Source organism: Pseudomonas sp. GD03862 (genome assembly GCF_029840855.1).
Classification (GTDB): domain Bacteria; phylum Pseudomonadota; class Gammaproteobacteria; order Pseudomonadales; family Pseudomonadaceae; genus Aquipseudomonas; species Aquipseudomonas alloputida.
Map to the genome: position 1 here is coordinate 25,172 of NZ_JAOCDI010000024.1, position 22,874 is coordinate 48,045.

Genomic DNA, 22,874 nt, shown 5'->3' on the forward strand with positions numbered 1-22,874 from the left:
CCAGAAGCGAAGGCTCGATTTTTTTAGCCGCTAAAATTCAGTGCCTGGACCAGCCGAAGCATTTCGTCTTGATTGGCCTCAATGCGTTTCAGCAGCGCTCGTACCATGCCTGGTGTTAGCGGAGTACCGCAGGCCGTCAATTTGGCGTCATCGGTTAGCCATAGCTTCAGAAGCCCACCAAGGCGGCCTTGGTCAGCGTTGATCTTTACTATCTGCGCTACGTACTGGGAGTCGAGCGTGCTTGTAATCTCATAGCCGAGGCTCAGGCGCCGCAGGTACTCAGCGACCGTCAGGCTCGCCTTGGATGCGTTTTCTTTAATGGTTAGCTCCTCACTCGGTAATACCGGCACACGTAAATGCTTTCCGTGTTTACGTGTATCTCTCGCAGCTTCATTGCGGTTCATGGTCTGACCTCTCTTTGGTGTTCACAGAGTCGCGGCAGCGACTGCCTCGCAGAGCAAGACAGCATTGAGCGCCGAAGGCGCGATTACGCGAGAGTGAAATTAGATAGCCGACTTGTCGGTTAGCTAACTTCACCTGTCTTGCCCTGAATATTCGTATGGCTGGCATGAATGTCAGCAGTGATCTCGGGTAAACAATAGGGTTGCTACAGCGTTCAGTTATGAGGTGATCGCTGAAACAATGGTATTGATCGAATATTGAACGCCTGGGCAACGATTGTTCAGCTCAGCAACGGTGTGCAATAGCTATTGAACGCCGCAGTGTACGGGTAGCAATCGCTTGGCGTAGCGACGAAACGCTTGATAGCCAAAGTCGATAGATCCCTCATCATGCAAGGTCGTCCATATTCTTAACAAAGACCAACCACCTTCAATCGCTTGCAGAATATCCTCGCGTAGCAGGATGAACTTGGCCAAGTTGGTAGCAGGGCTTGAGGGCGGATAGGTTGCAGCTACTCGTTCCGCGATCCGTACAGTAAGTGGTTTCATTTCAACCTCTTTGACCACTATGTCTCAGAGCTAGGCTCTGGACCCTCAACTGTCAAAATCCGAACTGGTGATAAGCTAGAGCTAGACCTGTTTACCTTTAATTTCTTTAAATATTCCTTTCCTACGGTAGACCGACTCTCGTTCTTGACAGTTGAGGGGCTTTCTTTCGGACTTGCTGTCGGGGTCCTTGGAGGCGCGTTATCGGAACTCGCTGGCTCCCATGAAGATGATTGGTCCTTGAAGTTATAACTGCCGTCTCGGTAGCGCTTGATCACTCCGTGGAACCACCTGATCGCTGTGGTTTTGATCGATCCTGCTTTGATTGCAGCTGACAGCTCGTTCAGCATCCGCTGCTGGTCAATGGGCGCAACCTGCTCCAGCGCCTTGAAAATTTGGCTCCTGGTTTCCGCGGAGACCAATGCCGCCAACCGTAGCGGAGGATCCCCGGCCGCCGGGGCTGGGTTGGGCGACGTAGTAGTTTTTTTATTTTTTGGTTTTATTGTTTGTTTAGTATTTATATGTGCTTGTTTCTCCGGGTGCGGCTGATCCGTCTTCGGTTTATCCACGTTTGGGTTTTCGCAATATGGTGCAGAGTCGGCCCTTTCAGACGGTTCGTCAGAGATATGCCACACCGTCTTTGCGAATCGACCTCGGGAGTCGTGGGTGCGCTCGATGCTCAAATAGCCTGCGGTCTCAAGCTCTTGCAGTCCGCTCCTGGTTGCGGCGGCACCAGTGCCATTTTTCTTGGCTAGCGATTCCATTGTCAGATACGGATAGCCTGGGGGTAGGGAAAGCAATTTCACCAATAGTCCTAACGATTTCCAACTCAAGTTTTGGTCACTTATTACATCGTTAGGGATGATTGTGAAATGACTGGATACCTTCCTTTTTACAATTAGGGATATAGACATCGTCGTCAGCCCTGCTCGAGAACCTTGGCTACATCTGCGGTTCTAAAGTAAATCCTTCTGCCAATTCTGACCTTGCAAGGAAGAAATTTTCTCGATACCTCATTGTCGCCACTCAGGCTGATTCTCAGGCCGTCCTTGCTTCTATGTAATACCTCTGCAAGCTGCTCAAGGGACAAAAGTGGAGCCCCAGAGAATAAGTCGCGTATGTATTCTTCCGTGGTCATGTTAGGTGTCCTCCGCTTAATTTCGGATATCCTATGACACCTAACGCGATTTTTAAAAGTATTTTTTCAAACTCTACTTGACAGTGAAAAAGTTTAGCTATAGTGCCTCTTAATTGTTTAGTTAAACTTTTCCAGAGTTGTAGTTTTTTTAGCGGCTAAAATTTATTTTCAGCTTGTGGGTCGCGATAGAATAGCTAAGGACTTTAGCTAAACTACCTTTTGGGGTTTAGCTAAACTTTTCTTTCTTTTTGACATGCTATCTAGTCGGGCAACTAGATCCTCGGAGCGTAAGTGCGTATATCTTTTCAACATTTGCATTGATTTGTGGCCGCTGATGCTCGATACCTCTTGGTCGGAGAGACCGCCCTCCACAAGGCGGCTTACCGCCTCATGTCTCAAGTCGTGAAATCTGAAGTCGGATAGCTGTAGCTTCTTGACCAGTAGCCCCCAGATTTTTGTGAACGCGTAGGGGCGACGTTTCCCGTCCTTCCCAGGTTCACCAAAAAACACCAGATTGCAATCGCTAGGGCGAGCGGGATTCATCATCGCGGCTTTGAAAAGCGCAGTCGCTCGCTTGCTCAGTGGCACAGTTCGTTGACCATCATTTTTCGTGTCAACGAGTCTTACGATGCGTCGCTCTGTATCCACCTGAGGTCTGCGTAGCGACGCGATTTCACCTGAGCGCATACCAGTTTCCAGAGCGATGCCAACGATCCACCCAAGCATTGGATTGCTATGCCGATTCACCTCTGCGAACAGCCGCCGTTCCTCATCCGGCGAGAGTCTACGATTGCGACCCTCCCCGGGGCTTGGCTTGCGTATATTCAACACGGGGTTAAACGTCAGGCCCAGCCCCCACTCCTGGATCGCGACCGTGAAAACGTGGCTCAGTAGAGCCAGCTCCAGGCGAACGGTGTTGTTGCTGGTCGTGCCTGCGCGGCCTGGCTCGTTAAGGCGCTTGTCGCGATAGTTGGCAATGGTTTCAGCGGAAAGGGCTGCGAGAGAATACTTGCCCAAATGCTCCGTTAGCTTTTTAGCCTTGGAGATCTCACCGCGTTGAGTCGTAGGCTTCTTTGTAGGTGTAATGTCGGTCAGGTAGCGCTTGAGCGCTATTTCCAGCGTCATGCGCTCAGAGCCGCTGCGCTGGATGTACACACCGCGCACCATCTCGTCTTCGGTGCGTCGTGACCAATCCTCAGCGTCGCGTTTGGTGCGGAAGGTTTTGGCGTTGGTCGGCCATCCGGTCTTGCGGATAACGGCCTTCCAGGTGCCGGCAGGGGTTTTGACGATTGTAGCCATCTGAAGGACTCCAAAGGCGTGCAAGCGAAGCCGCACTGTACCTAATTTGTACCTTTAGACCATAGGACTGTATCTGAGGTGGTTCCGCCAAAAACACGAAAGCCGCGCAGTGCGCGGCTTTGAGTGTGGTGGGCCCACACGGACTCGAACCGTGGACCAAAGGATTATGAGTCCTCTGCTCTAACCAACTGAGCTATAGGCCCTCAGTAAGTGGGCGGATTATAACGAGGGTTTCGCACCTGTGCCATCTGAAAGATCCGATAGTGCTATGCGAAGAAACGCGGCCGCGAATTCCTCTGGTGGTAGCGGGAGGCTGACGATGTAGCCCTGGATCTGCTCGCAACCCTCGGCCGCCAGGAAACGTTGCTGGGCCTGGTTCTCCACGCCTTCGGCAATGATGGTCAGCTGCATGCTGCGGCCCAGGGCAATGATCGCCCGGGCAATGGCGGCGTCGTGTGGATCGTCGGGCAGGCCGCGGATGAAGGACTTGTCGATCTTGAGGATGTCCAGCGGCAGGCGCTTCAGGTAGCTGAGCGAGGAATAGCCGGTGCCGAAGTCATCGATGGCCAGCTGTACGCCGAGTTTCTTCAGTTGGTACAGCACGGCCAGGGCCTCTTCTGCCTGGCTCATGATGAAGTTCTCGGTGATTTCCAACTGCAGGTCACCGGCCTTCAACTGATGGTGCTTGAGCAGTTGTTCGATGCGCCGTGCCAGGTGCGGGTGGCGCAGCTGGGCGCCGGCAAGGTTGATCGACAGCGGGCCGAAGGGTTGGTAGTGCTGCTTCCAGGCCTGCATCTGCCGGCAGGCTTGCTCCAGTACCCAGTCGCCGAGCTGTAGGATGGTGCCGTTCTCTTCCGCCAAGTGGATGAAGTGTTCCGGCGGTACCTCACCAAAGGTCGGGTGGCTCCAGCGAATCAGCGCTTCAGCACCCACCAGGCTCTGGGTCTTCAGGCTGAGCTTGGGCTGGAAGCACAGGCTCATTTCGTTGCGTTCGACGGCCCGGCGCAGCTCATGCTCCAGGGCGATGCGCTCGCTGGCCTGGGCGGTGAGGTCGCGGGTGTAGGCTTCGACGCGGTTGCGGCCTTTGGCCTTGGAGCGGTACATGGCGGCGTCGGCGTTGCGGATCAGTGTGGAGACGTCGGTGCCATCCTGTGGGTAGAGGCTGATGCCGATGCTGGCGCTGGTGAAAAACTCATGCTCGCCGGCCTGGAACGGTGCGTTGAAGCAGGCCAGTAGTTTGTTGGCGATAGTGCTGGCGTCACTGGGCTTGTGCAAGCCGGGCAGCAGAATGATGAATTCGTCGCCACCAAGGCGGGCTACGGTGTCAACGTCGCGTACCTGCTCTTTCAGGCGCTGGGCGATGCCCTTGAGCAGCAGGTCGCCGACCGGGTGGCCAAGGCTGTCGTTGATGTGCTTGAAGCGGTCGAGGTCCAGGAACAGCACTGCGCCCTGGCGGTTGGACACCTGCGCGCAGGTGAGTACGCCCTGCAGCCGGTTTTCGAACAAGGTGCGATTGGGCAGGCCGGTCAGCGGGTCATGGTGGGCCTGATAGTCGAGTTTGGCCTGGGCGTGCTTGATGCTGGAGATGTCTGCAAAAACCGCCACGAAGTGGGTGATCTCGCGGTCGCTGTTGCGCACGGCGCTGATGGTCAGCCAGCTTGGGTAAAGTTCGCCGTTCTTGCGCTTGTTGTAGATTTCGCCCTGCCAGTGGCCCTCGGCGGTAAGCTGGTGCCACATGGCCAGGTAGAAAGCGCTGTCGTGCTGGCCAGAGGCGAGCAGGCGCGGGGTCTGGCCGAGGGCCTCGATCTCGCTGTAGCCGGTGATTTCGCTGAAGGCGCGGTTGACGGCACTGATGCGCTGGTCAATGTCGGTAATCAGCACCCCTTCGGCAGTGTTCTCGAACACAGTGGCGGCCAGCTGCAGTTTTTCTTGCATCAGGTGACGCTCGGTGATGTCGCGGGCGATGGTCAGCATGCAGTCGACGCCGGTAATCGGCAGGGGCCGGGCGGAAAGCTCGCACAGTCGGATCTGCCCGTCGCTGCGGCGGATATGGCAGGTGAAGTCGCGCACGAAGCCGTCGCGGTTGAGCTGGTCGACCAGGCGTTTGCGCTCGTTGAGGTCGACCCAGATACCCAGGTCCAGCGAGGTCTGGTCGATGGTTGGGTTGAGGTCGTAGCCGGTGAGGCGGCAGAAGCCTTCGTTCACCTCCAGCAGCAAACCGTCGCTCTGGCGCGACAGCAGCAGGCCGTCGGGCGAAGCGTGGAAAGCCTTTGCGAACTTTTCTTCCGAAGTTTGCAGCTGTTGCTGGGTCTCCTTGAGCTGGCTGATGTCGCGTACTGCCACTACCAGCGCGGGCGTGCCGTCCAGTTCGAAGGTTTCAGCCGAAGTCAGGCCAGTGAACAGTTGGCCGTTGCTGCGACGGAAGCTCATTTCCAGGTTACGGATACCACCTTGGTGCAACCTTTCAAGCAGGAGCGGGCCACTGCCCTCTACGCCCCACAGGTCAAGGTCGGTGGCAGTGCGGCCAATGACCTGGTCTGGGGGCAGTCCGATCTGCTCTTCGAAAGCCTCGTTCACCTCCAGCAGGCAGCCATCGCTGTGGCGAGCGATCAGCAAGATATCGGGGCACTGCTGGAATACCGAGGCGAACTTCTGTTCGGACAGGCGCAGGGCGTCCTCAGTGCGCTTGGTTTCGCTGATGTCGATCATCAGCCCGCGCATCACTGGCTGGTGGCCGTGCTCGATCATGCTGACGATATTGCGTACCCAGAGGGGCTGACCGTCAGCCCGGATCACCCGGTAGTCCAGGCTGTGGTCGCGCCCCGCTGCGGTCTCGCTGTCGCAGTAGGCCTGAGCCCAGAGCGCGTCCTCCGGGTGCAGGATGCTGCGCCAGAAACCGGGCCTGAGCCAGTCACTCAATGGGTAGCCAAGCAGGTCTTCGGCATGGGGTGAAACGTAGCTGTAGGTGAAGTCGTTGGCATCGGCTTCCCAGGCGATGGCTGACAGGCTCTCGACCAGGCCACGGTAGTGGTATTCGCTGCTGCGCAGTTCTTGCTCAAGGGCGATGCGCCGGGAAATTTCCGAGCTGAGCCGGCGGTTGATGCGAATGACCACTGCCAGCACAGCCATCAGCAGCAGCACCGTTGGCAGGCCATACACCAGCAGGTCGGACCAGAACATCCGCTGGTCGACCACATTGCCCACCCAATGTTGCTGGATCTGGCTGATTTCGCTGCTGCTCATGTCGGCCATCACTTTGTCGAGAATGCCGACCAGCACGCTCTTGTCGCGGGGAACGGCCATCGCCAACTGGTAGCGGTAGGGCGTTTCGCCGCTGACGTAGAGGCCGTCGAGCTTGAGTTGGCGCAGGCTCCAGATACTGGAAGCGAGGTCGCCGACCACGGCATCCACTTGGTCGGTGGCCAGGGCTTGCAGCGTGGAGCTGACGTTTGGCAGGGCAACCAGGTTGAGGTCCGGGTGGTGGGTACGCAGCAACTCGTGCGGGGCGTAGTTCTCGACCACGGCAATTTTCAGGCCGTACAGGTCAGCCAGCTTGCGCGGTTGTGCGCCGCCTTTGTGCGCGAGGATGACAATGGGGAAGTCGAGGTACGGGCGAGTGAAAGCCAGGAAGCCCTGGCGTTCGGGGGTGGACATGATGCCGGGCAGCAGGTCGATACGGCTTTCCCGCGCCTGCGCCAGCACCTCGGTCCAGCTGCTGGGTTCGACCGGTTTGAACGTCACGCCCAGGCGCTGCTGGATCATGGCGATGTAGTCGGCGGCCAATCCCTGGTACCGGCCCTCCTGGTCGCGAAACTCGAACGGTGGCCAAGAGGCGTCTACGCCCAGTTTCAGCTGCGGGTGGGCAGCCAGCCAGGCGTTCTCCTCATCTGTCAGGGTCAGGGCGCCGGCCGTTGTGTTCCACAAAATCAGGATCAGCAACAGAATGGCCGGCTTCAAGGACATGGCAGCCTCGCACTCAGGTGGTCTGAAGTCGAGTGTAGACGGGCATTGCCGCAGGTGTGCAACGGAAGGCGGGCTTTATGTCACGGGCCACTAAAGAAAAACCCCGGCCTGGGCCGGGGTTTTGTCATCACTCGTCGAGGAAGGAGCGTAGGTGCTCGCTGCGAGTCGGGTGGCGCAGCTTGCGCAACGCCTTCGCTTCGATCTGACGGATCCGCTCACGCGTTACGTCAAACTGCTTGCCCACCTCTTCGAGGGTGTGGTCGGTGTTCATGTCGATACCGAAACGCATGCGCAGCACCTTGGCTTCGCGTGCAGTCAGGCCCGAGAGCACGTCACGGGTGGCTTCCTTGAGGCTTTCGACCGTGGCCACGTCGATCGGGGACTGCATGGTCGAGTCCTCGATGAAGTCGCCCAGGTGCGAATCTTCGTCGTCACCGATCGGGGTTTCCATGGAGATCGGCTCTTTGGCGATCTTCAATACCTTGCGGATCTTGTCCTCAGGCATTTCCATGCGCTCACCAAGCTCTTCCGGAGTCGGTTCGCGACCCATTTCCTGCAGCATCTGGCGGGAAATACGGTTGAGCTTGTTGATCGTCTCGATCATGTGCACCGGAATACGGATGGTGCGTGCCTGGTCGGCGATCGAACGGGTGATCGCCTGACGGATCCACCAGGTGGCATAGGTCGAGAACTTGTAGCCGCGACGGTATTCGAACTTGTCCACCGCTTTCATCAGACCGATGTTGCCTTCCTGGATCAGGTCGAGGAACTGCAGGCCACGGTTGGTGTACTTCTTGGCGATGGAAATCACCAGACGCAGGTTCGCCTCGACCATTTCTTTCTTGGCGCGGCGGGCCTTGGCTTCACCGATCGACATGCGACGGTTGATTTCCTTGATCTCGGCAACGGTCAGGCCGGTTTCGGTCTCAAGGTCGATCAGCTTCTGTTGGCAAGCGACGATGGCAGCGTTCTTTTCACCCAGGGCGGCAGCCCACTTGGTGTTGCGCTTGGCCAGGTCACCGCTCCAGGTCTGGTCGGTTTCGTTGCTTGGGAACATGCGCAGGAAGTCGGCTCGCGGCATGCGGGCGTCACGTACGCACAGCTGCATGATGGCGCGTTCTTGCTGTCGCAGACGGTTCAGGGCGTCACGGACACGCTCGACCAGTACCTCGAACTGCTTTGGTACCAGCTTGATCGGCATGAACAGGTCAGCCAGGGCCTGCAGGGCCTCGATGCTTTCCTTGTGGTTACGACCATTTTTCTTCAGGACCTTGGAGGTTGCCTGAAGCTGATCGGATACCGCACCGAAGCGTTGGGCTGCGACGACCGGATCCGGGCCGCTCTCGGCCTCTTCCTCGTCGTCACCGCTTTCGGATTCTTCTTCGTCGTCGTCGGACTCTTCCTTCGCCGCAGCGGCCTTGGCACCTGGGATCGGCACTTCTTCGGTTGGCGCGGCAATGTTGTCGTCAGGGTCGATGTAACCGCTGAGAACGTCCGACAGGCGGCCACCCTCGGTGGTGACGCGGTCATATTCGCCGAGAATGTAGTCGACAGTGCCCGGGAAGTGGGCGATGGCGCCCATGACTTCACGAATGCCTTCCTCGATACGCTTGGCGATTTCGATCTCGCCTTCGCGGGTCAGCAGCTCGACAGTACCCATTTCGCGCATATACATGCGCACCGGGTCGGTCGTGCGGCCGATATCGGTTTCAACTGCCGCCAACGCAGCAGCGGCTTCTTCGGCCGCGGCTTCATCGGTGTCGGCTTCCGCCAACAGAAGGGCATCCGCATCCGGAGCACTCTCGAATACGTTGATCCCCATGTCGTTGATCATGCGGATGATGTCTTCCACCTGTTCCGGATCTGAAATATCCTCAGGCAGGTGGTCGTTGACCTCCGCGTAAGTCAGGTAGCCCTGCTCACGACCGCGGGTGATCAACTCTTTGATACGAGACTGCTGTTGCGCTTTTCCGGACATAACACCCTATCCACTGAAGGTCTTGGCGGGCAAAAAACAAGCCGAGGATTATACCCGAGCATGGGCCTCACGCGCCAGATGAGGTCGGCGTTTGTGCGGGAACATTTCGACTCAGCAGGGCGAGGAGCTGGGTTTTTTCCTCGCTGGTCAATTCGCTTTGACGTGATTTCCTGAGCAGTTGTTCCAGGCTGCGCTCGCGTTGGCGGGCGGACAAGCTAGTTATAGTGTCGAAAAACTGTTGTTCAAGGTTGTCGGCCACGATAAGCCATTCCTTTTCCGCCAGAGCCCGTAGCAGGCGGCCCTGTTCGGTGCCATGCCAACGTGCGATCAACTGCATTGAGCTTAGCCCAGGATTTTTCTGCGCGGCTTCGATCAATGCCACCAGCAGCTGGCTGTACAGGTGTTCTTCGTCGGCGAAGTGGCTGGCATCTTCCACCTTGCCGGCCAGCAGTGGGTGGTGCAGCAGGGTGCGCAGGGCGGCCAGGGTGGGCGGCTCGACCGGTGCTGGTACGCGGGGAGGTGCTTCGTCGCGTTGCTGCCAGGGCTTGCCGCCCTTGCGGTTCTTGTCCCAGGGTTTGTCGCTCCACGGCTTCTTGCTGCCCCCCTTGTTGGGTTTCCACGCCTGCTCCTGATGAACGGGGGCAAAATCGTGCTGCGGCATGTCGCCGTAGTCGGGGGTGTAGCTGGCCATGGCGTCGTAGTCGTAGCCAGGGTCGTAGTCCGGCATGCTGCCGGTCGCCGGCGCTTGTTGCGCCAGCTGCTCGACCTGCTGCGGGTCGAGGCCGGTGATTTCCTTCAGGCGGTTGCGCATCAGCTGACGCAGGTTGGCGCCGGGGATCTTTTCGATCAACGGTGCGGCCAAGGTCGCCATATGCGCCTTGCCTTCCAGCGAGCGCGGGTCGGCTTCTACGCCAAGTTGCTCGAAGAAGTAGTCGGCCAGCGGTTGGGAATGCTGGTTGATACGGGCCATGAAGGCGTCGGTACCTTCGGCGCGCACCAGGCTGTCCGGGTCTTCGCCTTCGGGCAGGAACAGGAAGCGCGCGCGACGGCCGTCCTGAAGGTTCGACAATGTCGATTCCAGTGCGCGCCAGGCGGCCTTGCGCCCGGCCTGGTCGCCGTCAAAACAGAACAGCACGCTGGGCACCACGCGGAACAGGCGCTTGAGGTGCTCTTCGCTGGTGGCGGTGCCAAGGGTGGCCACGGCATTGCGCAGGCCTTGCTGGGCCAGGGCGATGACGTCCATGTAGCCCTCGACGACGATGATCTCGTCGAGGTTGCGGTTGTGCTTGCGCGCCTCGTACAGCCCGTACAGCTCCTGCCCCTTGTGGAACACCGGGGTTTCCGGGGAGTTCAGGTACTTGGGCTTGTCGTCGCCGAGCACCCGGCCACCGAAGGCGATGATGCGCCCGCGGCTGTCACGTATCGGGAACATCACCCGGTCGCGGAAGCGGTCGTAGCGCTTGCCGCTCTCGGCGTTCTCGATCAGCAGGCCGGCATCGATCATCACCTTCTGTTGCAGGGTGTCGGCACCCAGGTGCTTGAGCAGGTTGTCCCAGCCGGGCGGGGCAAAGCCCAGGCCGAAGTCGCGGGCAATTTCCCCGGACAGGCCGCGGCCCTTGAGGTAGTCCACCGCTGCCTTGCGGGACGGGTGGCTGCGCAGGGCCTGGCGGTAGAACTCCGAGGCGGCGTCCAGTAGCGGGTACAGTGGCGAGTCAGTGGGCTGGCGCGGCTTCTGGTCGCGGCGGCCTTGCTCGCGGGGCACTTCCATGCCGGCGGCGCGGGCCAGTTCCTCGACGGCCTGGGGGAAGTCCAGGTTGTCGTGGTCCATGACAAAGCCCAAGGCGTTGCCACCGGCGCCACAGCCGAAGCAGTAGTAGAACTGCTTGTCGGGGCTGACCGTGAAGGACGGGGTTTTTTCTTTGTGGAACGGGCAGCAGGCGGAGTAGTTCTTGCCGGTTTTTTTCAGCTGGACGCGCGAACTCACCACGTCGACGATGTCGAGGCGGTTGATCAGGTCGTCAATGAAACTCTGGGGAATCAGCCCGGCCATGGCAGTCTCGTTATCTGGCAACTGGCAAGTCTAATCGCTCACGCGCCGAAGGGGGCGAGTGCTGCTTGGGGAAGTGCGAGGGAATGTGTGCTCGTCGCCAGCCCCTAAGGGCTCGTCAGTCGGACGTGCACGTCTGGTCATACAGCAAGGAGGACCAGCTCTGACGTTTCAGGCAGGTTGCCCATGATGCAGTTCGCATGAAGCTTGTGCAGGGCCTTGAGCTAGCTGCTCAAGTTTGAAACGACCACTGCCATCGCCCGGGGGTTAGCCGGGCAGGGCAGAAGCTTTGCGTTGAACGCCTGTATTAGTACAGACGAACGGCGCGGCGCTGTTCGCGCTGAACTTTCTTGGCGTGACGCTTAACAGCAGCAGCTGCTTTGCGCTTACGCTCTGCGGTCGGCTTCTCGTAAAACTCGCGGCTACGAACTTCAGCCAGTACACCGGCTTTTTCGCAGGAGCGCTTGAAACGACGCAGAGCTACGTCGAAGGGTTCGTTCTCTTTAACTTTGACGGCTGGCATCCAGGGCTACCTTAATTCATTACCGGGGTAGACGTGCTCCTGGCAAAACAAAGGTGTGCTGGAGAACGTCGGTTTTCAAGGGTTGCGGATGTTAACCCTTAGCAAGCCGGAATGCAAAGCCTCTGATCGAAAACCGCTGGTCGGCACCCGACACGGGGACTATCATGCGCGGCTTCGAATTCAGCCCCCACAAGGGACGAGCCCATGCTAGTACTGGGATTGGAAACATCCTGCGACGAAACCGGCGTCGCATTATACGACAGTGAACGCGGTTTGTTGGCCGACGCACTGTTCAGCCAGATCGACCTGCACCGCGTCTTCGGCGGCGTGGTGCCCGAGCTTGCCTCGCGTGATCACGTCAAGCGCATGCTGCCGCTCATCCGCCAGGTGCTGGACGAGGCAGGCTGCGTTGCCACCGAAATCGACGCCATCGCCTACACCGCGGGCCCCGGCCTGGTCGGCGCCTTGCTGGTGGGCGCTTCCTGCGCCCAGGCGCTGGCCTTTGCCTGGGACATCCCGGCGATCGGTGTGCACCACATGGAGGGTCACCTGCTGGCACCCATGCTGGAAGAAAACCCGCCAGAGTTTCCGTTCGTCGCTTTGTTGGTTTCCGGTGGACATACCCAGCTGGTTCGGGTCGATGGCATCGGTCAGTACGAACTGTTGGGCGAAAGCCTGGACGATGCTGCCGGTGAAGCGTTCGACAAGACCGCCAAGCTGATCGGCCTCAATTACCCGGGTGGTCCGGAAATCGCGCGTCTGGCCGAACAAGGTGTGGCCGGGCGCTTCGTGTTCCCGCGGCCAATGACCGATCGGCCAGGCCTGGAATTCAGCTTCAGTGGCCTCAAGACCTTCGCCCTGAACACCTGGCAGCAATGCAAGAATGCTGGCGACGACAGTGAGCAAACCCGTTGCGACCTGTCCCTGGCATTCCAGCAGGCGGTGGTGGAGACTTTGACCATCAAGTGCAAGCGGGCGCTCAAGCAGACCGGCCTCAAGCGGCTGGTCATCGCGGGTGGCGTGAGTGCCAACAAGGCCCTGCGCGCGTCTCTGGAGGACATGCTCGGTAGCATCAAGGGCAACGTGTACTACGCGCGCCCGCAATTCTGTACCGACAATGGTGCGATGATCGCCTACGCCGGTTGCCAGCGCCTGCTGGCCGGGCAGCAGCAAGACCTGGCGATCAGCGTGCAGGCACGCTGGCCGATGGAACAGTTGCCGCCGCTGTAAGGTAGCGCGTCGAAGGTTCAGAAGTGCCGTTCGCGCCCTGCAAACAGGTCGCGCAGGTTGTTGCGGTGGCGCCACACGATCATCACTGTCAGTACGCTGATCGGCAGCAGGGCTTCGGGCTCGCGCCAGGCCAGCAATGGCAAGGTGAGTGGCGTGGCAATCAGCGCGGCCAGTGAGCTGGTGCGCGTGAGGTAGAAGGTCAGCAGCCAGGCGCCGATGGCCAGCAGCGCGGCCGGAAAGTACAGGGCCATGAGCATGCCGGCAGCCGTCGCCACGCCCTTGCCGCCCTTGAAACGGAAGTACAGGGGGAACAGGTGGCCCAGCACTGCGCATATGCCCACCCAGGCCTGCGCGTGCAGGTCCAGCCCAGCAGCGCGGGCGAGCAATACCGGCAAAAGGCCCTTGCACAGGTCGCCTAGCAGGGTCAGGATCGCCAGTTTACGGCCTGCCAGGCGTAGCATGTTGGTGGCGCCGGCATTGCCTGAGCCGCTGGAACGCGGGTCCGGGCTGCCCGAGAGGCGGCTGAGAACAATGGCGAAGGACAGCGAGCCGAGCAGGTAGGCGAGCAACGCCAGTAACCAAAACATGCTAACTATTCCGGGCGAGGACGCCCTGATTCTAACGGCGCCAGTCGCCCTTGTCGTGCTGTGGAGAGAAGTGCTTGGACAGAGTGTTCATCGAAGGCCTGGAAGTCGATACCGTCATCGGTGCCTATGACTGGGAGCGGGATATTCGCCAGTGCTTGCGCCTGGACCTGAGCTTTGCCTGGGACAACCGCCCGGCCGCCGCCGGAGACGACCTGAACCTGGCGCTGGATTACGCCAGTGTGTCGGCGCGCATCCAGGCGTTTGCCGAACAGGCCCGTTTCGAACTGGTTGAGACATTTGCCGAGCGCCTGGTGGCAGCCCTGATGGACGAGTTCCACATCCCCTGGGTGCGCTTGAAGCTGACCAAGCCGGGCGCGGTGCCCGCGGCTCGTGGTGGTGTTGGCGTGGAGATCGAGCGCGGATGTCTCTGAGCACGGTTTACCTGGGCCTGGGCAGCAATATCGACCGTGAGGCGCATTTGTGCGCCGGGCTCGATGCGTTGGCTGGCATCCTGACTGACATGCGCTGTTCGCCGGCCTTCGAAAGCCAGGCGGTGGGCATCAAGAGCGGGCCGTTCATCAACTTCGTGGTGACGGGGCAAACCGCGTTGCCGTTGATCGAGCTGGACCGCCGGCTGAAGTTCATCGAGGCCGACAATGGCCGCTATGCACCTGACCGCAAGGGACTGCCGCTGGATATCGACGTGCTGATGTATGACGATTTGCACGGTACCTTCGATGGGCTGGTACTGCCCCGGGCCGAGATTCTGAAGAACGCTTTTGTGCTGTGGCCGCTGTCGTTGCTGGCACCCGACCTGGTGCATCCGGGTGTGGGCAAGCGCATGGCGCAGCTATGGCAGGAAGCGCAGATTGATCAGGTACTGGCCCCGGTGGCCTTTGAGTGGCGCGGGTTACAGTTGACGCCCGCTTGAGCCTGTATCGGCCTCTTCGCGGGTAAACCCGCTCCTACAACGGGCTGAGCCCAACCTCTGATGTGTGCCCCCTGTAGGAGCGGGTTTACCCGCGAATACTGTGGCGGCTGCGACGGTGAACCGCGGGTGGAAATTGGCCAGCAGGTCCGGCCCTTTCGCGGGTAAACCCGCTCCTACGACGGGCTGAGCCCAACCTCTGATGTGTGCCTCCCGTAGGAGCGGGTTTACCCGCGAAGAGGCCGGTAGGTCTAACCGCGCTGGTAAGCCTCGAGCGCTTTCAGCCGTTCACCTTTGAGTGCTTCGCCAAGTGCCTGACCCGTCAGCCCGGCTTGCACCAACGGCTTCACATCCACCGCTCGCGCCGCCGCTGCTGCGCCTCGCAGGTAATCGGCCTGTGGGTAACCCTGCTCGCCATCGCCCCGCGCCGCCATCTCGCAAACGGCCAAAAAATCCTCAAATCGCTGCGGCCGTCGGTAAACATCGAACTTCTGCAACAGCTCCAGCAGTGCTTTGGCAGGCAGTTCGAGCGCCTGATTACCCTGCGCCAGGCATTCCCCGGCCAGCATTGCCAGTTCCTGGCACTCTCGCGGTACCTTCAGGCGCTGGTTGACGGCTTTGATCGATGTCGGTGCCAACCCTCGCAACAGGCAGGCCCAGCGCACGTGCAGCGGTTGTTCGTGCGCCGCCGCCTGCTCCAGCGCCGCCAATGTCCGGGAGCTGTCATCGAGCTCTGGCAGCAGCTCCTGCAGGGCCCCACACGCGCTCAGCACCTTGAAGAATACCTGCGGTTGTACTTCCATCAGCGCGCGCTCGATTTCCTTCCAGCTGCGCTCGGCAGTGAGTGCCTGCAGTTCGCCCGAGGCACTGATCTGGCGCATCAGCGCCAAGGTTTCATCGGCAACCCGGAACCCCAGTGGTGCGTAACGGGCAGCAAAGCGTGCAACGCGCAGCACCCGCAAAGGATCTTCGGCGAATGCCGGGGAAACATGGCGTAGCAGGCGTTGATCCAGATCGTTCTTGCCTTGGTAGGGGTCGTAGACCGTGCCCGCCTCATCCTCGGCCATCGCATTGATGGTGAGGTCGCGGCGGATCAGGTCCTCTTCCAGGGTTACGTCGGGGCTGGCGTGAAAAGTGAACCCGCCGTAGCCTCGCCCACTCTTGCGCTCGGTGCGCGCCAGGGCGTATTCCTCACCGGTTTTCGGGTGCAGGAACACCGGGAAATCGGCTCCCACCGGCCGATAGCCCTTTGCTAGCATTTCTTCGACGGTGGCGCCCACCACCAGCCAGTCGATATCGCTGACAGGGCGGCCGAGCAAACGGTCGCGCACGGCGCCGCCAACTTTGTAGATGTGCATGTGCAGCTCTCCATAACTGCCGACAGGATAACCCGTCGGCGGTCATGGGGTCGCATCAGAGGTGGTGGATAACAGCCAGGTCCATGCGGCCGTAGTCGGCGCTTTCGCTATGCTCGCCGCGCGGCGGCATGTGGTGAGTACTCATCACTTGCTCGCCTTGCACGGTCTCCAGGTGGATATCGAAGCCCCACAGGCGATGCAGGTGCTTGAGCACTTCGTCGGTCGAGTCGCCCAGCGGTTTGCGGTTGTGTTGCTGGTGCCGCAGTGTCAGCGAGCGGTCTCCGCGGCGGTCGACGCTCCAGATCTGTACGTTCGGTTCACGGTTGCCCAGGTTGTACTGCGCTGCCAGCTGCTCACGAATCACCCGGTAGCCGGCCTCATCATGGATGGCGGGCACCAGCAGGTCGTCGCGCTGGTCGTCATCGAGGATGCTGAACAGCTTGAGGTCGCGCATCACCTTGGGCGACAGGTACTGCAGGATGAAGCTCTCGTCCTTGAAGCTGCTCATGGCGAACTTGATGGTAGAAAGCCAGTCGCTGCCGGCAATTTCGGGGAACCAGTGGCGATCTTCCTCGGTGGGGTTTTCGCACATGCGGCGGATGTCGGTGTACATCGCAAAACCCAGTGCGTAGGGGTTGATGCCGCTGTAGTACGGGCTGTCGAAGCCGGGCTGGAACACCACGCTGGTGTGCGACTGCAAGAACTCCATCATGAAGCCTTCGGTAATCAGCCCCTCGTCGTACAGGTCGTTCATCAGGGTGTAGTGCCAGAAGGTTGCCCAACCTTCGTTCATGACCTGGGTCTGGCGCTGCGGGTAGAAGTACTGGGCGATCTTGCGCACGATGCGCACTACCTCACGTTGCCAGGGTTCGAGCAGCGGGGCGTTCTTCTCGATGAAATACAGGATGTTTTCCTGCGGTTCGGCGGGGAAGCGCCCCTCATCGCGGTCGTTACCCTTTTCGGCGTTTTTCGGAATTGTCCGCCAAAGGTCGTTGATCTGACGCTGAAGATGCTCTTCGCGCTCCTGTTGCCGGCGCCGCTCTTCTTCCGCAGAAATAGGGTAAGGCCGCTTGTAGCGGTCGACACCGTAGTTCATCAGGGCATGGCAGGAGTCGATCAAGTCCTCCACAGCATCGATACCGTGGCGCTCCTCGCACTGGGCGATGTACTGCTTGGCGAACACCAGATAGTCGATGATCGAACTGGCGTCAGTCCAGGTACGGAACAGGTAATTGCCTTTGAAAAAACTGTTATGGCCGTAGCACGCGTGCGCAATCACCAGTGCCTGCATGCACATGGTGTTTTCTTCCATCAGGTAGGCGATACAGGGGTCAGAGTTGATCACGATCTCGTAGGCCAGGCCCATCTGGCCGCGGCTGTAAGACTTTTCCGTACTGAGGAACTGCTTGCCGTAGGACCAGTGGTGGTAGCCCAGCGGCATGCCGACCGAGGCGTAGGCGTCCATCATCTGTTCGGCAGTGATGACCTCGATCTGGTTGGGGTAGGTGTCCAGGGCGTAACGCTCGGCCAAGCGGCTGATTTCCCGGTCGTAGGTCTGGATCAGCTCGAACGTCCACTCGGACCCAGTGGAAATGGGTTGGCGTCTCTGTGCTCTGGCGGTCATGTGGCTAACCTGCGCTGGAAGAGTTCACGGAAGACCGGGTAGATGTCGCCGGCCGATACCAACTGCTGCTGGGCGAACGTGTCGGGGAAAGCATCTCCGATACGCTCGTATTCATACCACAGCGCCTGGTGTTCACGGGGGGTGATCTCAACGTAAGTGTAGTACTGCACATGCGGCATGATCTGTTTGGAAAGGATGTCGCGGCAGATGGGCGAGTCGTCGTTCCAGTTGTCGCCATCAGAAGCCTGCGCGGCATAGATGTTCCAGTCGCTGGCCGGGTAACGCTCGGCCATGATCTCCTGCATCAGCTTGAGGGCACTGGAGACGATGGTGCCGCCGGTTTCCCGCGAGTAGAAGAACTCTTCTTCATCGACTTCCCGGGCACTGGTGTGGTGGCGAATGAACACGACTTCGATGCGCTCGTAGTTACGCTTGAGGAACAGGTACAGCAGGATGAAGAAGCGCTTTGCGATGTCCTTGGTGGCCTGGGTCATCGAACCGGATACGTCCATCAGGCAGAACATCACTGCCTTCGAGCTGGGGTTGGGTTGCTTGACCAGCAGGTTGTACTTGAGGTCGAAGGTGTCGAGGAAGGGCAGGCGGTTGATACGTGCCTTCAGGCGCTCGATTTCCTGTTCGACTTCCTGGATATCGGTGAAATTGTCCGGCTCTTCGACCCGCAGGCGATCGAGTTCCTTTTGTGCTTCGCGCAGCAGGGCGCGGCTGCTGCCGGTCAGGGCGATACGCCGGGCATGGGCCGAGCGCAGGGTGCGCACGATATTGATGCGTGACGGGTTGCCTTCGTTGGCGATGCCGGCGCGAACAGTCTTGAAGGTGTCGGCGCCCGTCAGGTGACGTTTGACCAGGTTGGGTAGCTCAAGGTCTTCGAACATGAATTCGAGAAATTCTTCCTGGGTGATCTGGAAGACGAACTCGTCCATGCCCTCGCCGGAATTGCCGGCCTTGCCGCGACCGCCGCCACCTCCACCGCCTTGCGGCCGTGGGATGTGTTCACCGGCAGTGAATTCTTTGTTGCCAGGATGCACGATGGTCTGTTTGCCCCCGCGACCATGGTGCAAGACCGGTTCGTCGATGTCGCGCCCGGGAATACTGATCTGCTCGCCATGTTCCATATCCATGATGGAACGGCGGCTCACCGCCTCTTCGACGGCCTTCTTGATATGTTCGCGGTACCGCCGCAGGAAGCGCTGGCGGTTGACCGTGCTCTTGTTCTTGCCGTTCAGGCGTCGGTCTATAACGTAGCTCATGGTCCCTCCGGTGACTGGATGCAGCTGCAACCCACAAGCTGCAAGCCACAAGCTTCAAGCTGCAAGAAAGCGCAGCCACCGCCGCTGCAAGCTGTGACGCGGGCAGCGATGCCAACGCCAGGCAGCTTGCAGCTTGCGGCTCGTAGCTTGCCGCTTTATTGCGATTTCCTGACCCGCAGGTACCATTCCGACAGCAGGCGCACCTGTTTGTCGGTATAGCCACGCTCCACCATCCGGGTGACGAAGTCGTTGTGTTTCTTCTGGTCCTCTTTGCTGGCCTTGGCGTTGAAGCTGATGACCGGCAGCAGGTCTTCGGTGTTGGAGAACATTTTCTTCTCGATCACGACCCGCAGCTTTTCATAACTCAGCCAGCTTGGATTCTTGCCATTGTTGTTGGCGCGTGCGCGCAGTACGAAGTTGACGATCTCGTTGCGGAAGTCTTTCGGGTTGCTGATGCCAGCCGGTTTCTCGATCTTCTCCAGTTCCTCGTTGAGCGCAATGCGGTTGAGAATTTCGCCGGTTTCCGGGTCGCGGTATTCCTGATCCTGGATCCAGAAGTCTGCATACAGCACGTAGCGGTCGAAGATGTTCTGGCCGTATTCGCTGTAGGACTCCAGGTAGGCGGTCTGGATTTCCTTGCCGATAAACTCGATGTAGCGCGGAGCCAGGTATTCCTTCAGGTAGCGCAGATAGCGTTCACGCACTTCAGCCGGGAATTGCTCCTGTTCGATCTGCTGTTCGAGGACATACAGCAGGTGCACCGGGTTGGCGGCAATTTCGTGTGGGTCGAAGTTGAACACCTTGGACAGGATCTTGAAGGCGAAGCGCGTCGACAGGCCGTTCATGCCTTCGTCGACACCCGCAGAGTCCCGGTATTCCTGGATCGACTTGGCCTTTGGATCGGTGTCCTTGAGGTTTTCCCCGTCGTAAACGCGCATCTTGGAATAGATATTAGAGTTCTCTGGTTCTTTCAGGCGGGAAAGCACCGTGAACTGAGCCAGCATCTTGAGCGTATCTGGCGCACAGTGGGCCTTGGATAGCGAGCTGTTGATCAGCAGTTTGTCGTAGATCTTGATTTCATCGCTGACCCGCAGGCAGTACGGCACCTTGACGATATAGATCCTGTCGATGAACGCTTCGTTGTTCTTGTTGTTACGGAAGGTGTGCCACTCCGATTCGTTGGAGTGCGCCAGCAGAATCCCGGTATAGGGGATCGCTCCAAGGCCTTCGGTACTGTTGTAGTTGCCTTCCTGGGTGGCGGTGAGCAAGGGGTGCAGGACCTTGATCGGCGCCTTGAACATTTCGACGAATTCCATCAGGCCCTGGTTGGCCCGGCACAGCGCGCCCGAGTAGCTATAGGCGTCGGCGTCGTTCTGTGGGTATTCCTCAAGTTTGCGGATATCGACCTTGCCGACCAGGGCCGAGATGTCCTGGTTGTTTTCATCGCCGGGTTCGGTCTTGGCAATGGCGATCTGGTTAAGAATCGACGGGTACAGCTTCACCACCTTGAACTTGGAGATGTCACCGCCAAACTCCTGCAGGCGCTTGGTGGCCCAAGGCGACATGATGGTGTTGAGGTAGCGCCGTGGGATGCCGAACTCTTCCTCGAGGATGGCTCCATCTTCGGTGGCATTGAACAAGCCCAGAGGTGACTCGAATACCGGCGAGCCCTTGATCGCGTAGAAGGGCACCTTTTCCATCAGCTGCTTGAGTTTTTCCGCCAGCGAGGACTTGCCGCCGCCTACCGGGCCCAGCAGATAGAGGATCTGTTTCTTCTCTTCCAGGCCTTGGGCGGCGTGGCGGAAGTACGACACGATCTGGTCGATGCACTCTTCCATGCCATGGAAGTCGGCAAAGGCCGGATAGCGGCGGATAACCTTGTTGGAGAAGATGCGCGACAGCCTGGAGTTGGTAGAGGTGTCGATCAGCTCTGGCTCACCGATGGCCAGCAACAGCCGTTCGGCCGCCGATGCGTAGGCACTGCGATCCTCTTTGCACAGCTCGAGGTACTCCTGCAGCGAGAGTTCTTCCTGGCGCGTAGACTCGAAACGTTGTTGGAAGTGGCTAAAAATACTCATGACGTCACCTCGCTCGATACGTGGAGACGACGCCGGATCAGTCAGCTGATGCTGGCATGCAACCGGGTTGGCCGATTGCTGTATACCCCCCAGAACACCCTGTAACGCTACCGATGACCCGCACGCCGGTGTACCGGCTCTCCCCTTTTTGGATGGCCTGAGCTTAAGCGTAGTTGGTTATCTGCAAGGTAAAGGGGCGAGGAAGGCAGAAGTTACGAACGACCGTTCGTCAGATAAGCCGCAAGCCCGCGCGGCGCACGGGCTGCAGGGGAAAATAAAAAATTATTCAGCGTTGCCCTGGGCGGTCTCGGCCGGGTAGGTCGCGCGCCACAGTTCGAAGCCGCCGTCCACGCTGTACACGTCGGAGAAACCCTGGCCTACCAGGTAGGCGGCAGCACTTTGGCTGGAATTGCCGTGATAGCAGACCACCAGGGTTGGCGCGTCGAGGTCGGCGTTGCGAATGAAATCAGCGACCGAGTGGTTATCCAGGTGCCGGGCGCCGGTGATGTGGCCGGCGGCGAAGGCCTGCGGGTCGCGAATGTCGACGACGACCGCACCTTCTTTCTTGCGAAGCTCCAAGGCCTGCTCAGGAGGGATGCGCTTGAATTCGCTCATGGGTACTACTTCCTTCAGGTGTGGTCGTTGAGTGTAGTGGGTTGTGCCGGCTGGCGCAGGGTGCCGTCGTCGGCGCAGTCGCAGCGGTGGTATTCGCCGCTGTCGACGTTGTACAGGGTCATGGCGCCACCCCATACGCAGCCAGTGTCCAGGGCGATGACGTCGGGCTCGGTGACCTCACCCTGCAGGGCGGCCCAATGGCCAAAGATGATCTTCACGTGGCGTGAGCGGCGGTCCTTGTGTGCGTACCAGGCTTTGTAGCCTTTGGGCGCGCTACCCAGGCCTTCCTTGCTCTTGAGGTCGAGTTTGCCATCGGCCGTGCAGAAGCGCATGCGGGTGAAGTAGTTGGTGATGACCCGCAGGCGTTCGACGCCGGCGAGGTTCTTGCTCCACTTGTTCGGCTCGTTGCCATACATGCCGTCGAGGTACAGCTGCAGGCGGGTGTCGTCACGCAGCACTTCCTCGACCTCGGCGGCGAGTTCCAAGGCTTTGCCAAGGGTCCATTGTGGCGGTATGCCGGCGTGAACCAGGGCGATACCGCGAGGCTCGTCGTAATGCAGCAGCTTTTGCTGGCGCAGCCAGTCGAACAGCTGGTCGGCGTCCGGCGCTTCGATGATCTCGCGCAGTGTGTCGCTTTTCTTGAGGCGCTCGACGTTGTGCCAGGCGGCCAGCAGGTGCAGGTCATGGTTGCCCAGCACGCAGACCAGTGAATGACGGATCGAGTACAGGAAGCGCAGGGTTTCCAGTGACTCGGGGCCGCGGTTGACCAGGTCGCCGACCAGCCACAGGCGGTCGACGGCGGGGTTGAAACTGACGCGATCGAGCAGGCATTTGAGCGGCTGCAGGCAGCCCTGCAGGTCTCCGACGGCGTAGGTGGCCATCAGTGCAGCGCTCCGGGCACTGCCAGCCGGAAGGGGGCAATCTCGGCGTCGAAGCGCTTACCGTCCTCGGCGAACATCTGGTAGCTGCCCTGCATGGTGCCAACGCGGGTGCTGATGACGGCACCACTGCTGTAAGTGTGGCTCTGGCCAGGGTCGATGTTGGGTTGCTGGCCGACCACGCCGGCACCGCGTACTTCCTCTACCTCGCCGTCACCGTTGGTGATCAGCCAGTGGCGCGACAGCAACTTGGCACTGAGCGAGCCGTTGTTCTGCACGGTAATGGTGTAGGCGAAAGCGAAGCGACTGTTTTCGGGGTCGGATTGTTCTTTCAGGTAGCGGGTCACGACGCTGACGTCGATTTGATAGCGGGGGTCGGACATGCAAGGGCCTTGGGCGAACTGACGCAATAA

At 59.6% G+C, this 22,874-nt stretch carries 19 protein-coding genes and 1 tRNA gene; 3 read left to right on the top strand and 17 right to left on the bottom strand.

What is annotated here, in order from left to right; genetic code table 11:
• Positions 1 to 23: 23 nt before the first annotated feature.
• The 9 genes from traJ to rpsU all read right to left on the bottom strand — a co-directional run bounded on the left by traJ (position 24) and on the right by rpsU (position 11,895).
• A complete protein-coding gene (gene traJ, locus N5D53_RS16460) occupies positions 24 to 404 on the bottom strand; it encodes a conjugal transfer transcriptional regulator TraJ (RefSeq protein ID WP_279840552.1) in 381 nt (126 codons plus the stop codon).
• 303 nt (positions 405 to 707) lie between these two features.
• A complete protein-coding gene (locus N5D53_RS16465) occupies positions 708 to 950 on the bottom strand; it encodes a TraK family protein (protein WP_279840553.1) in 243 nt (80 codons plus the stop codon).
• A gap of 916 nt (positions 951 to 1,866) precedes the next feature.
• Positions 1,867 to 2,085, bottom strand: coding sequence for a hypothetical protein (locus tag N5D53_RS16470; protein WP_028633554.1), 219 nt, complete (start codon positions 2,083 to 2,085; stop codon positions 1,867 to 1,869).
• 207 nt (positions 2,086 to 2,292) lie between these two features.
• Positions 2,293 to 3,384 carry a site-specific integrase gene (locus N5D53_RS16475; RefSeq protein WP_156311185.1) on the bottom strand — a complete coding sequence of 364 codons (1,092 nt, stop codon included), beginning with the start codon at positions 3,382 to 3,384 and terminating at the stop codon, positions 2,293 to 2,295.
• A 126-nt stretch (positions 3,385 to 3,510) separates the two neighbouring features.
• Positions 3,511 to 3,587: transfer RNA gene (locus N5D53_RS16480), tRNA-Ile, on the bottom strand.
• A gap of 16 nt (positions 3,588 to 3,603) precedes the next feature.
• Positions 3,604 to 7,347 carry a bifunctional diguanylate cyclase/phosphodiesterase gene (locus tag N5D53_RS16485; protein WP_010951734.1) on the bottom strand — a complete coding sequence of 1,248 codons (3,744 nt, stop codon included), beginning with the start codon at positions 7,345 to 7,347 and terminating at the stop codon, positions 3,604 to 3,606.
• A gap of 127 nt (positions 7,348 to 7,474) precedes the next feature.
• Positions 7,475 to 9,325, bottom strand: coding sequence for an RNA polymerase sigma factor RpoD (gene rpoD / locus N5D53_RS16490; RefSeq protein WP_003255578.1), 1,851 nt, complete (start codon positions 9,323 to 9,325; stop codon positions 7,475 to 7,477).
• Positions 9,326 to 9,392: 67 nt separating this feature from the next.
• Entirely contained in the window at positions 9,393 to 11,375 is a 1,983-nt protein-coding gene (dnaG, locus tag N5D53_RS16495; RefSeq protein WP_104960672.1) for a DNA primase, read from the bottom strand.
• 304 nt (positions 11,376 to 11,679) lie between these two features.
• The gene (gene rpsU / locus N5D53_RS16500) at positions 11,680 to 11,895 is read right to left on the bottom strand and encodes a 30S ribosomal protein S21 (RefSeq protein WP_003255575.1); all 216 of its coding nucleotides are present in this window, start codon (positions 11,893 to 11,895) and stop codon (positions 11,680 to 11,682) included.
• 204 nt (positions 11,896 to 12,099) lie between these two features.
• Between rpsU and tsaD the strand changes: the two genes are divergently transcribed.
• A complete protein-coding gene (gene tsaD / locus N5D53_RS16505) occupies positions 12,100 to 13,125 on the top strand; it encodes a tRNA (adenosine(37)-N6)-threonylcarbamoyltransferase complex transferase subunit TsaD (protein WP_021782705.1) in 1,026 nt (341 codons plus the stop codon).
• Positions 13,126 to 13,142: 17 nt separating this feature from the next.
• Here the strand turns inward: tsaD and plsY are convergent, their stop codons facing one another.
• On the bottom strand, positions 13,143 to 13,712 hold the full coding sequence (gene plsY, locus N5D53_RS16510) for a glycerol-3-phosphate 1-O-acyltransferase PlsY (protein WP_010951737.1): 570 nt from the start codon (positions 13,710 to 13,712) through the stop codon (positions 13,143 to 13,145).
• A 74-nt stretch (positions 13,713 to 13,786) separates the two neighbouring features.
• Between plsY and folB the strand changes: the two genes are divergently transcribed.
• On the top strand, positions 13,787 to 14,143 hold the full coding sequence (gene folB / locus N5D53_RS16515) for a dihydroneopterin aldolase (RefSeq protein WP_190869748.1): 357 nt from the start codon (positions 13,787 to 13,789) through the stop codon (positions 14,141 to 14,143).
• Complete coding sequence (gene folK / locus N5D53_RS16520; protein WP_003255569.1) at positions 14,134 to 14,643, top strand: 2-amino-4-hydroxy-6-hydroxymethyldihydropteridine diphosphokinase; 510 nt, start codon at positions 14,134 to 14,136, stop codon at positions 14,641 to 14,643. The genes folB and folK overlap by 10 nt, the downstream gene beginning before the upstream one ends.
• Before the next feature lie 248 nt (positions 14,644 to 14,891).
• Here folK and N5D53_RS16525 read toward each other — a convergent pair whose 3' ends face one another.
• The 7 genes from N5D53_RS16525 to apaG all read right to left on the bottom strand — a co-directional run bounded on the left by N5D53_RS16525 (position 14,892) and on the right by apaG (position 22,844).
• Positions 14,892 to 15,998, bottom strand: coding sequence for a multifunctional CCA addition/repair protein (locus N5D53_RS16525; RefSeq protein WP_190869747.1), 1,107 nt, complete (start codon positions 15,996 to 15,998; stop codon positions 14,892 to 14,894).
• 55 nt (positions 15,999 to 16,053) lie between these two features.
• Positions 16,054 to 17,622 carry a SpoVR family protein gene (locus N5D53_RS16530; protein WP_010951740.1) on the bottom strand — a complete coding sequence of 523 codons (1,569 nt, stop codon included), beginning with the start codon at positions 17,620 to 17,622 and terminating at the stop codon, positions 16,054 to 16,056.
• Positions 17,619 to 18,890: a YeaH/YhbH family protein gene (locus tag N5D53_RS16535; RefSeq protein WP_003255564.1), complete on the bottom strand. Its 1,272-nt coding sequence runs from the start codon at positions 18,888 to 18,890 to the stop codon at positions 17,619 to 17,621. Before N5D53_RS16535 ends, N5D53_RS16530 begins: the two co-directional genes overlap by 4 nt.
• A gap of 155 nt (positions 18,891 to 19,045) precedes the next feature.
• Entirely contained in the window at positions 19,046 to 20,968 is a 1,923-nt protein-coding gene (locus N5D53_RS16540; RefSeq protein WP_104960674.1) for a PrkA family serine protein kinase, read from the bottom strand.
• 282 nt (positions 20,969 to 21,250) lie between these two features.
• Positions 21,251 to 21,583, bottom strand: coding sequence for a thiosulfate sulfurtransferase GlpE (gene glpE, locus N5D53_RS16545; protein WP_010951742.1), 333 nt, complete (start codon positions 21,581 to 21,583; stop codon positions 21,251 to 21,253).
• A 14-nt stretch (positions 21,584 to 21,597) separates the two neighbouring features.
• Positions 21,598 to 22,464: a symmetrical bis(5'-nucleosyl)-tetraphosphatase gene (locus N5D53_RS16550; RefSeq protein ID WP_004576191.1), complete on the bottom strand. Its 867-nt coding sequence runs from the start codon at positions 22,462 to 22,464 to the stop codon at positions 21,598 to 21,600.
• Positions 22,464 to 22,844 (bottom strand): Co2+/Mg2+ efflux protein ApaG, encoded by a 381-nt coding sequence (gene apaG / locus N5D53_RS16555; protein WP_003255559.1) that lies wholly within the window; start codon positions 22,842 to 22,844, stop codon positions 22,464 to 22,466. The genes N5D53_RS16550 and apaG overlap by 1 nt, the downstream gene beginning before the upstream one ends.
• Between the last annotated feature and the right edge of the window lie 30 nt (positions 22,845 to 22,874).

Bases quoted from the DNA above. Each gene is read 5' to 3' on its own strand.
- glpE (WP_010951742.1), bottom strand. From the start codon at position 21,583: ATGAGCGAATTCAAGCGCATCCCTCCTGAGCAGGCCTTGGAGCTTCGC.
- N5D53_RS16465 (WP_279840553.1), bottom strand. From the start codon at position 950: ATGAAACCACTTACTGTACGGATCGCGGAACGAGTAGCTGCAACCTAT.
- dnaG (WP_104960672.1), bottom strand. From the start codon at position 11,375: ATGGCCGGGCTGATTCCCCAGAGTTTCATTGACGACCTGATCAACCGC.
- plsY (WP_010951737.1), bottom strand. From the start codon at position 13,712: ATGTTTTGGTTACTGGCGTTGCTCGCCTACCTGCTCGGCTCGCTGTCC.
- folK (WP_003255569.1), top strand. From the start codon at position 14,134: ATGTCTCTGAGCACGGTTTACCTGGGCCTGGGCAGCAATATCGACCGT.
- N5D53_RS16475 (WP_156311185.1), bottom strand. From the start codon at position 3,384: ATGGCTACAATCGTCAAAACCCCTGCCGGCACCTGGAAGGCCGTTATC.
- N5D53_RS16485 (WP_010951734.1), bottom strand. From the start codon at position 7,347: ATGTCCTTGAAGCCGGCCATTCTGTTGCTGATCCTGATTTTGTGGAAC.
- N5D53_RS16530 (WP_010951740.1), bottom strand. From the start codon at position 17,622: ATGACCGCCAGAGCACAGAGACGCCAACCCATTTCCACTGGGTCCGAG.
- rpoD (WP_003255578.1), bottom strand. From the start codon at position 9,325: ATGTCCGGAAAAGCGCAACAGCAGTCTCGTATCAAAGAGTTGATCACC.
- rpsU (WP_003255575.1), bottom strand. From the start codon at position 11,895: ATGCCAGCCGTCAAAGTTAAAGAGAACGAACCCTTCGACGTAGCTCTG.
- N5D53_RS16525 (WP_190869747.1), bottom strand. From the start codon at position 15,998: ATGCACATCTACAAAGTTGGCGGCGCCGTGCGCGACCGTTTGCTCGGC.
- N5D53_RS16550 (WP_004576191.1), bottom strand. From the start codon at position 22,464: ATGGCCACCTACGCCGTCGGAGACCTGCAGGGCTGCCTGCAGCCGCTC.
- N5D53_RS16540 (WP_104960674.1), bottom strand. From the start codon at position 20,968: ATGAGTATTTTTAGCCACTTCCAACAACGTTTCGAGTCTACGCGCCAG.
- N5D53_RS16535 (WP_003255564.1), bottom strand. From the start codon at position 18,890: ATGAGCTACGTTATAGACCGACGCCTGAACGGCAAGAACAAGAGCACG.
- tsaD (WP_021782705.1), top strand. From the start codon at position 12,100: ATGCTAGTACTGGGATTGGAAACATCCTGCGACGAAACCGGCGTCGCA.
- apaG (WP_003255559.1), bottom strand. From the start codon at position 22,844: ATGTCCGACCCCCGCTATCAAATCGACGTCAGCGTCGTGACCCGCTAC.
- traJ (WP_279840552.1), bottom strand. From the start codon at position 404: ATGAACCGCAATGAAGCTGCGAGAGATACACGTAAACACGGAAAGCAT.
- N5D53_RS16470 (WP_028633554.1), bottom strand. From the start codon at position 2,085: ATGACCACGGAAGAATACATACGCGACTTATTCTCTGGGGCTCCACTT.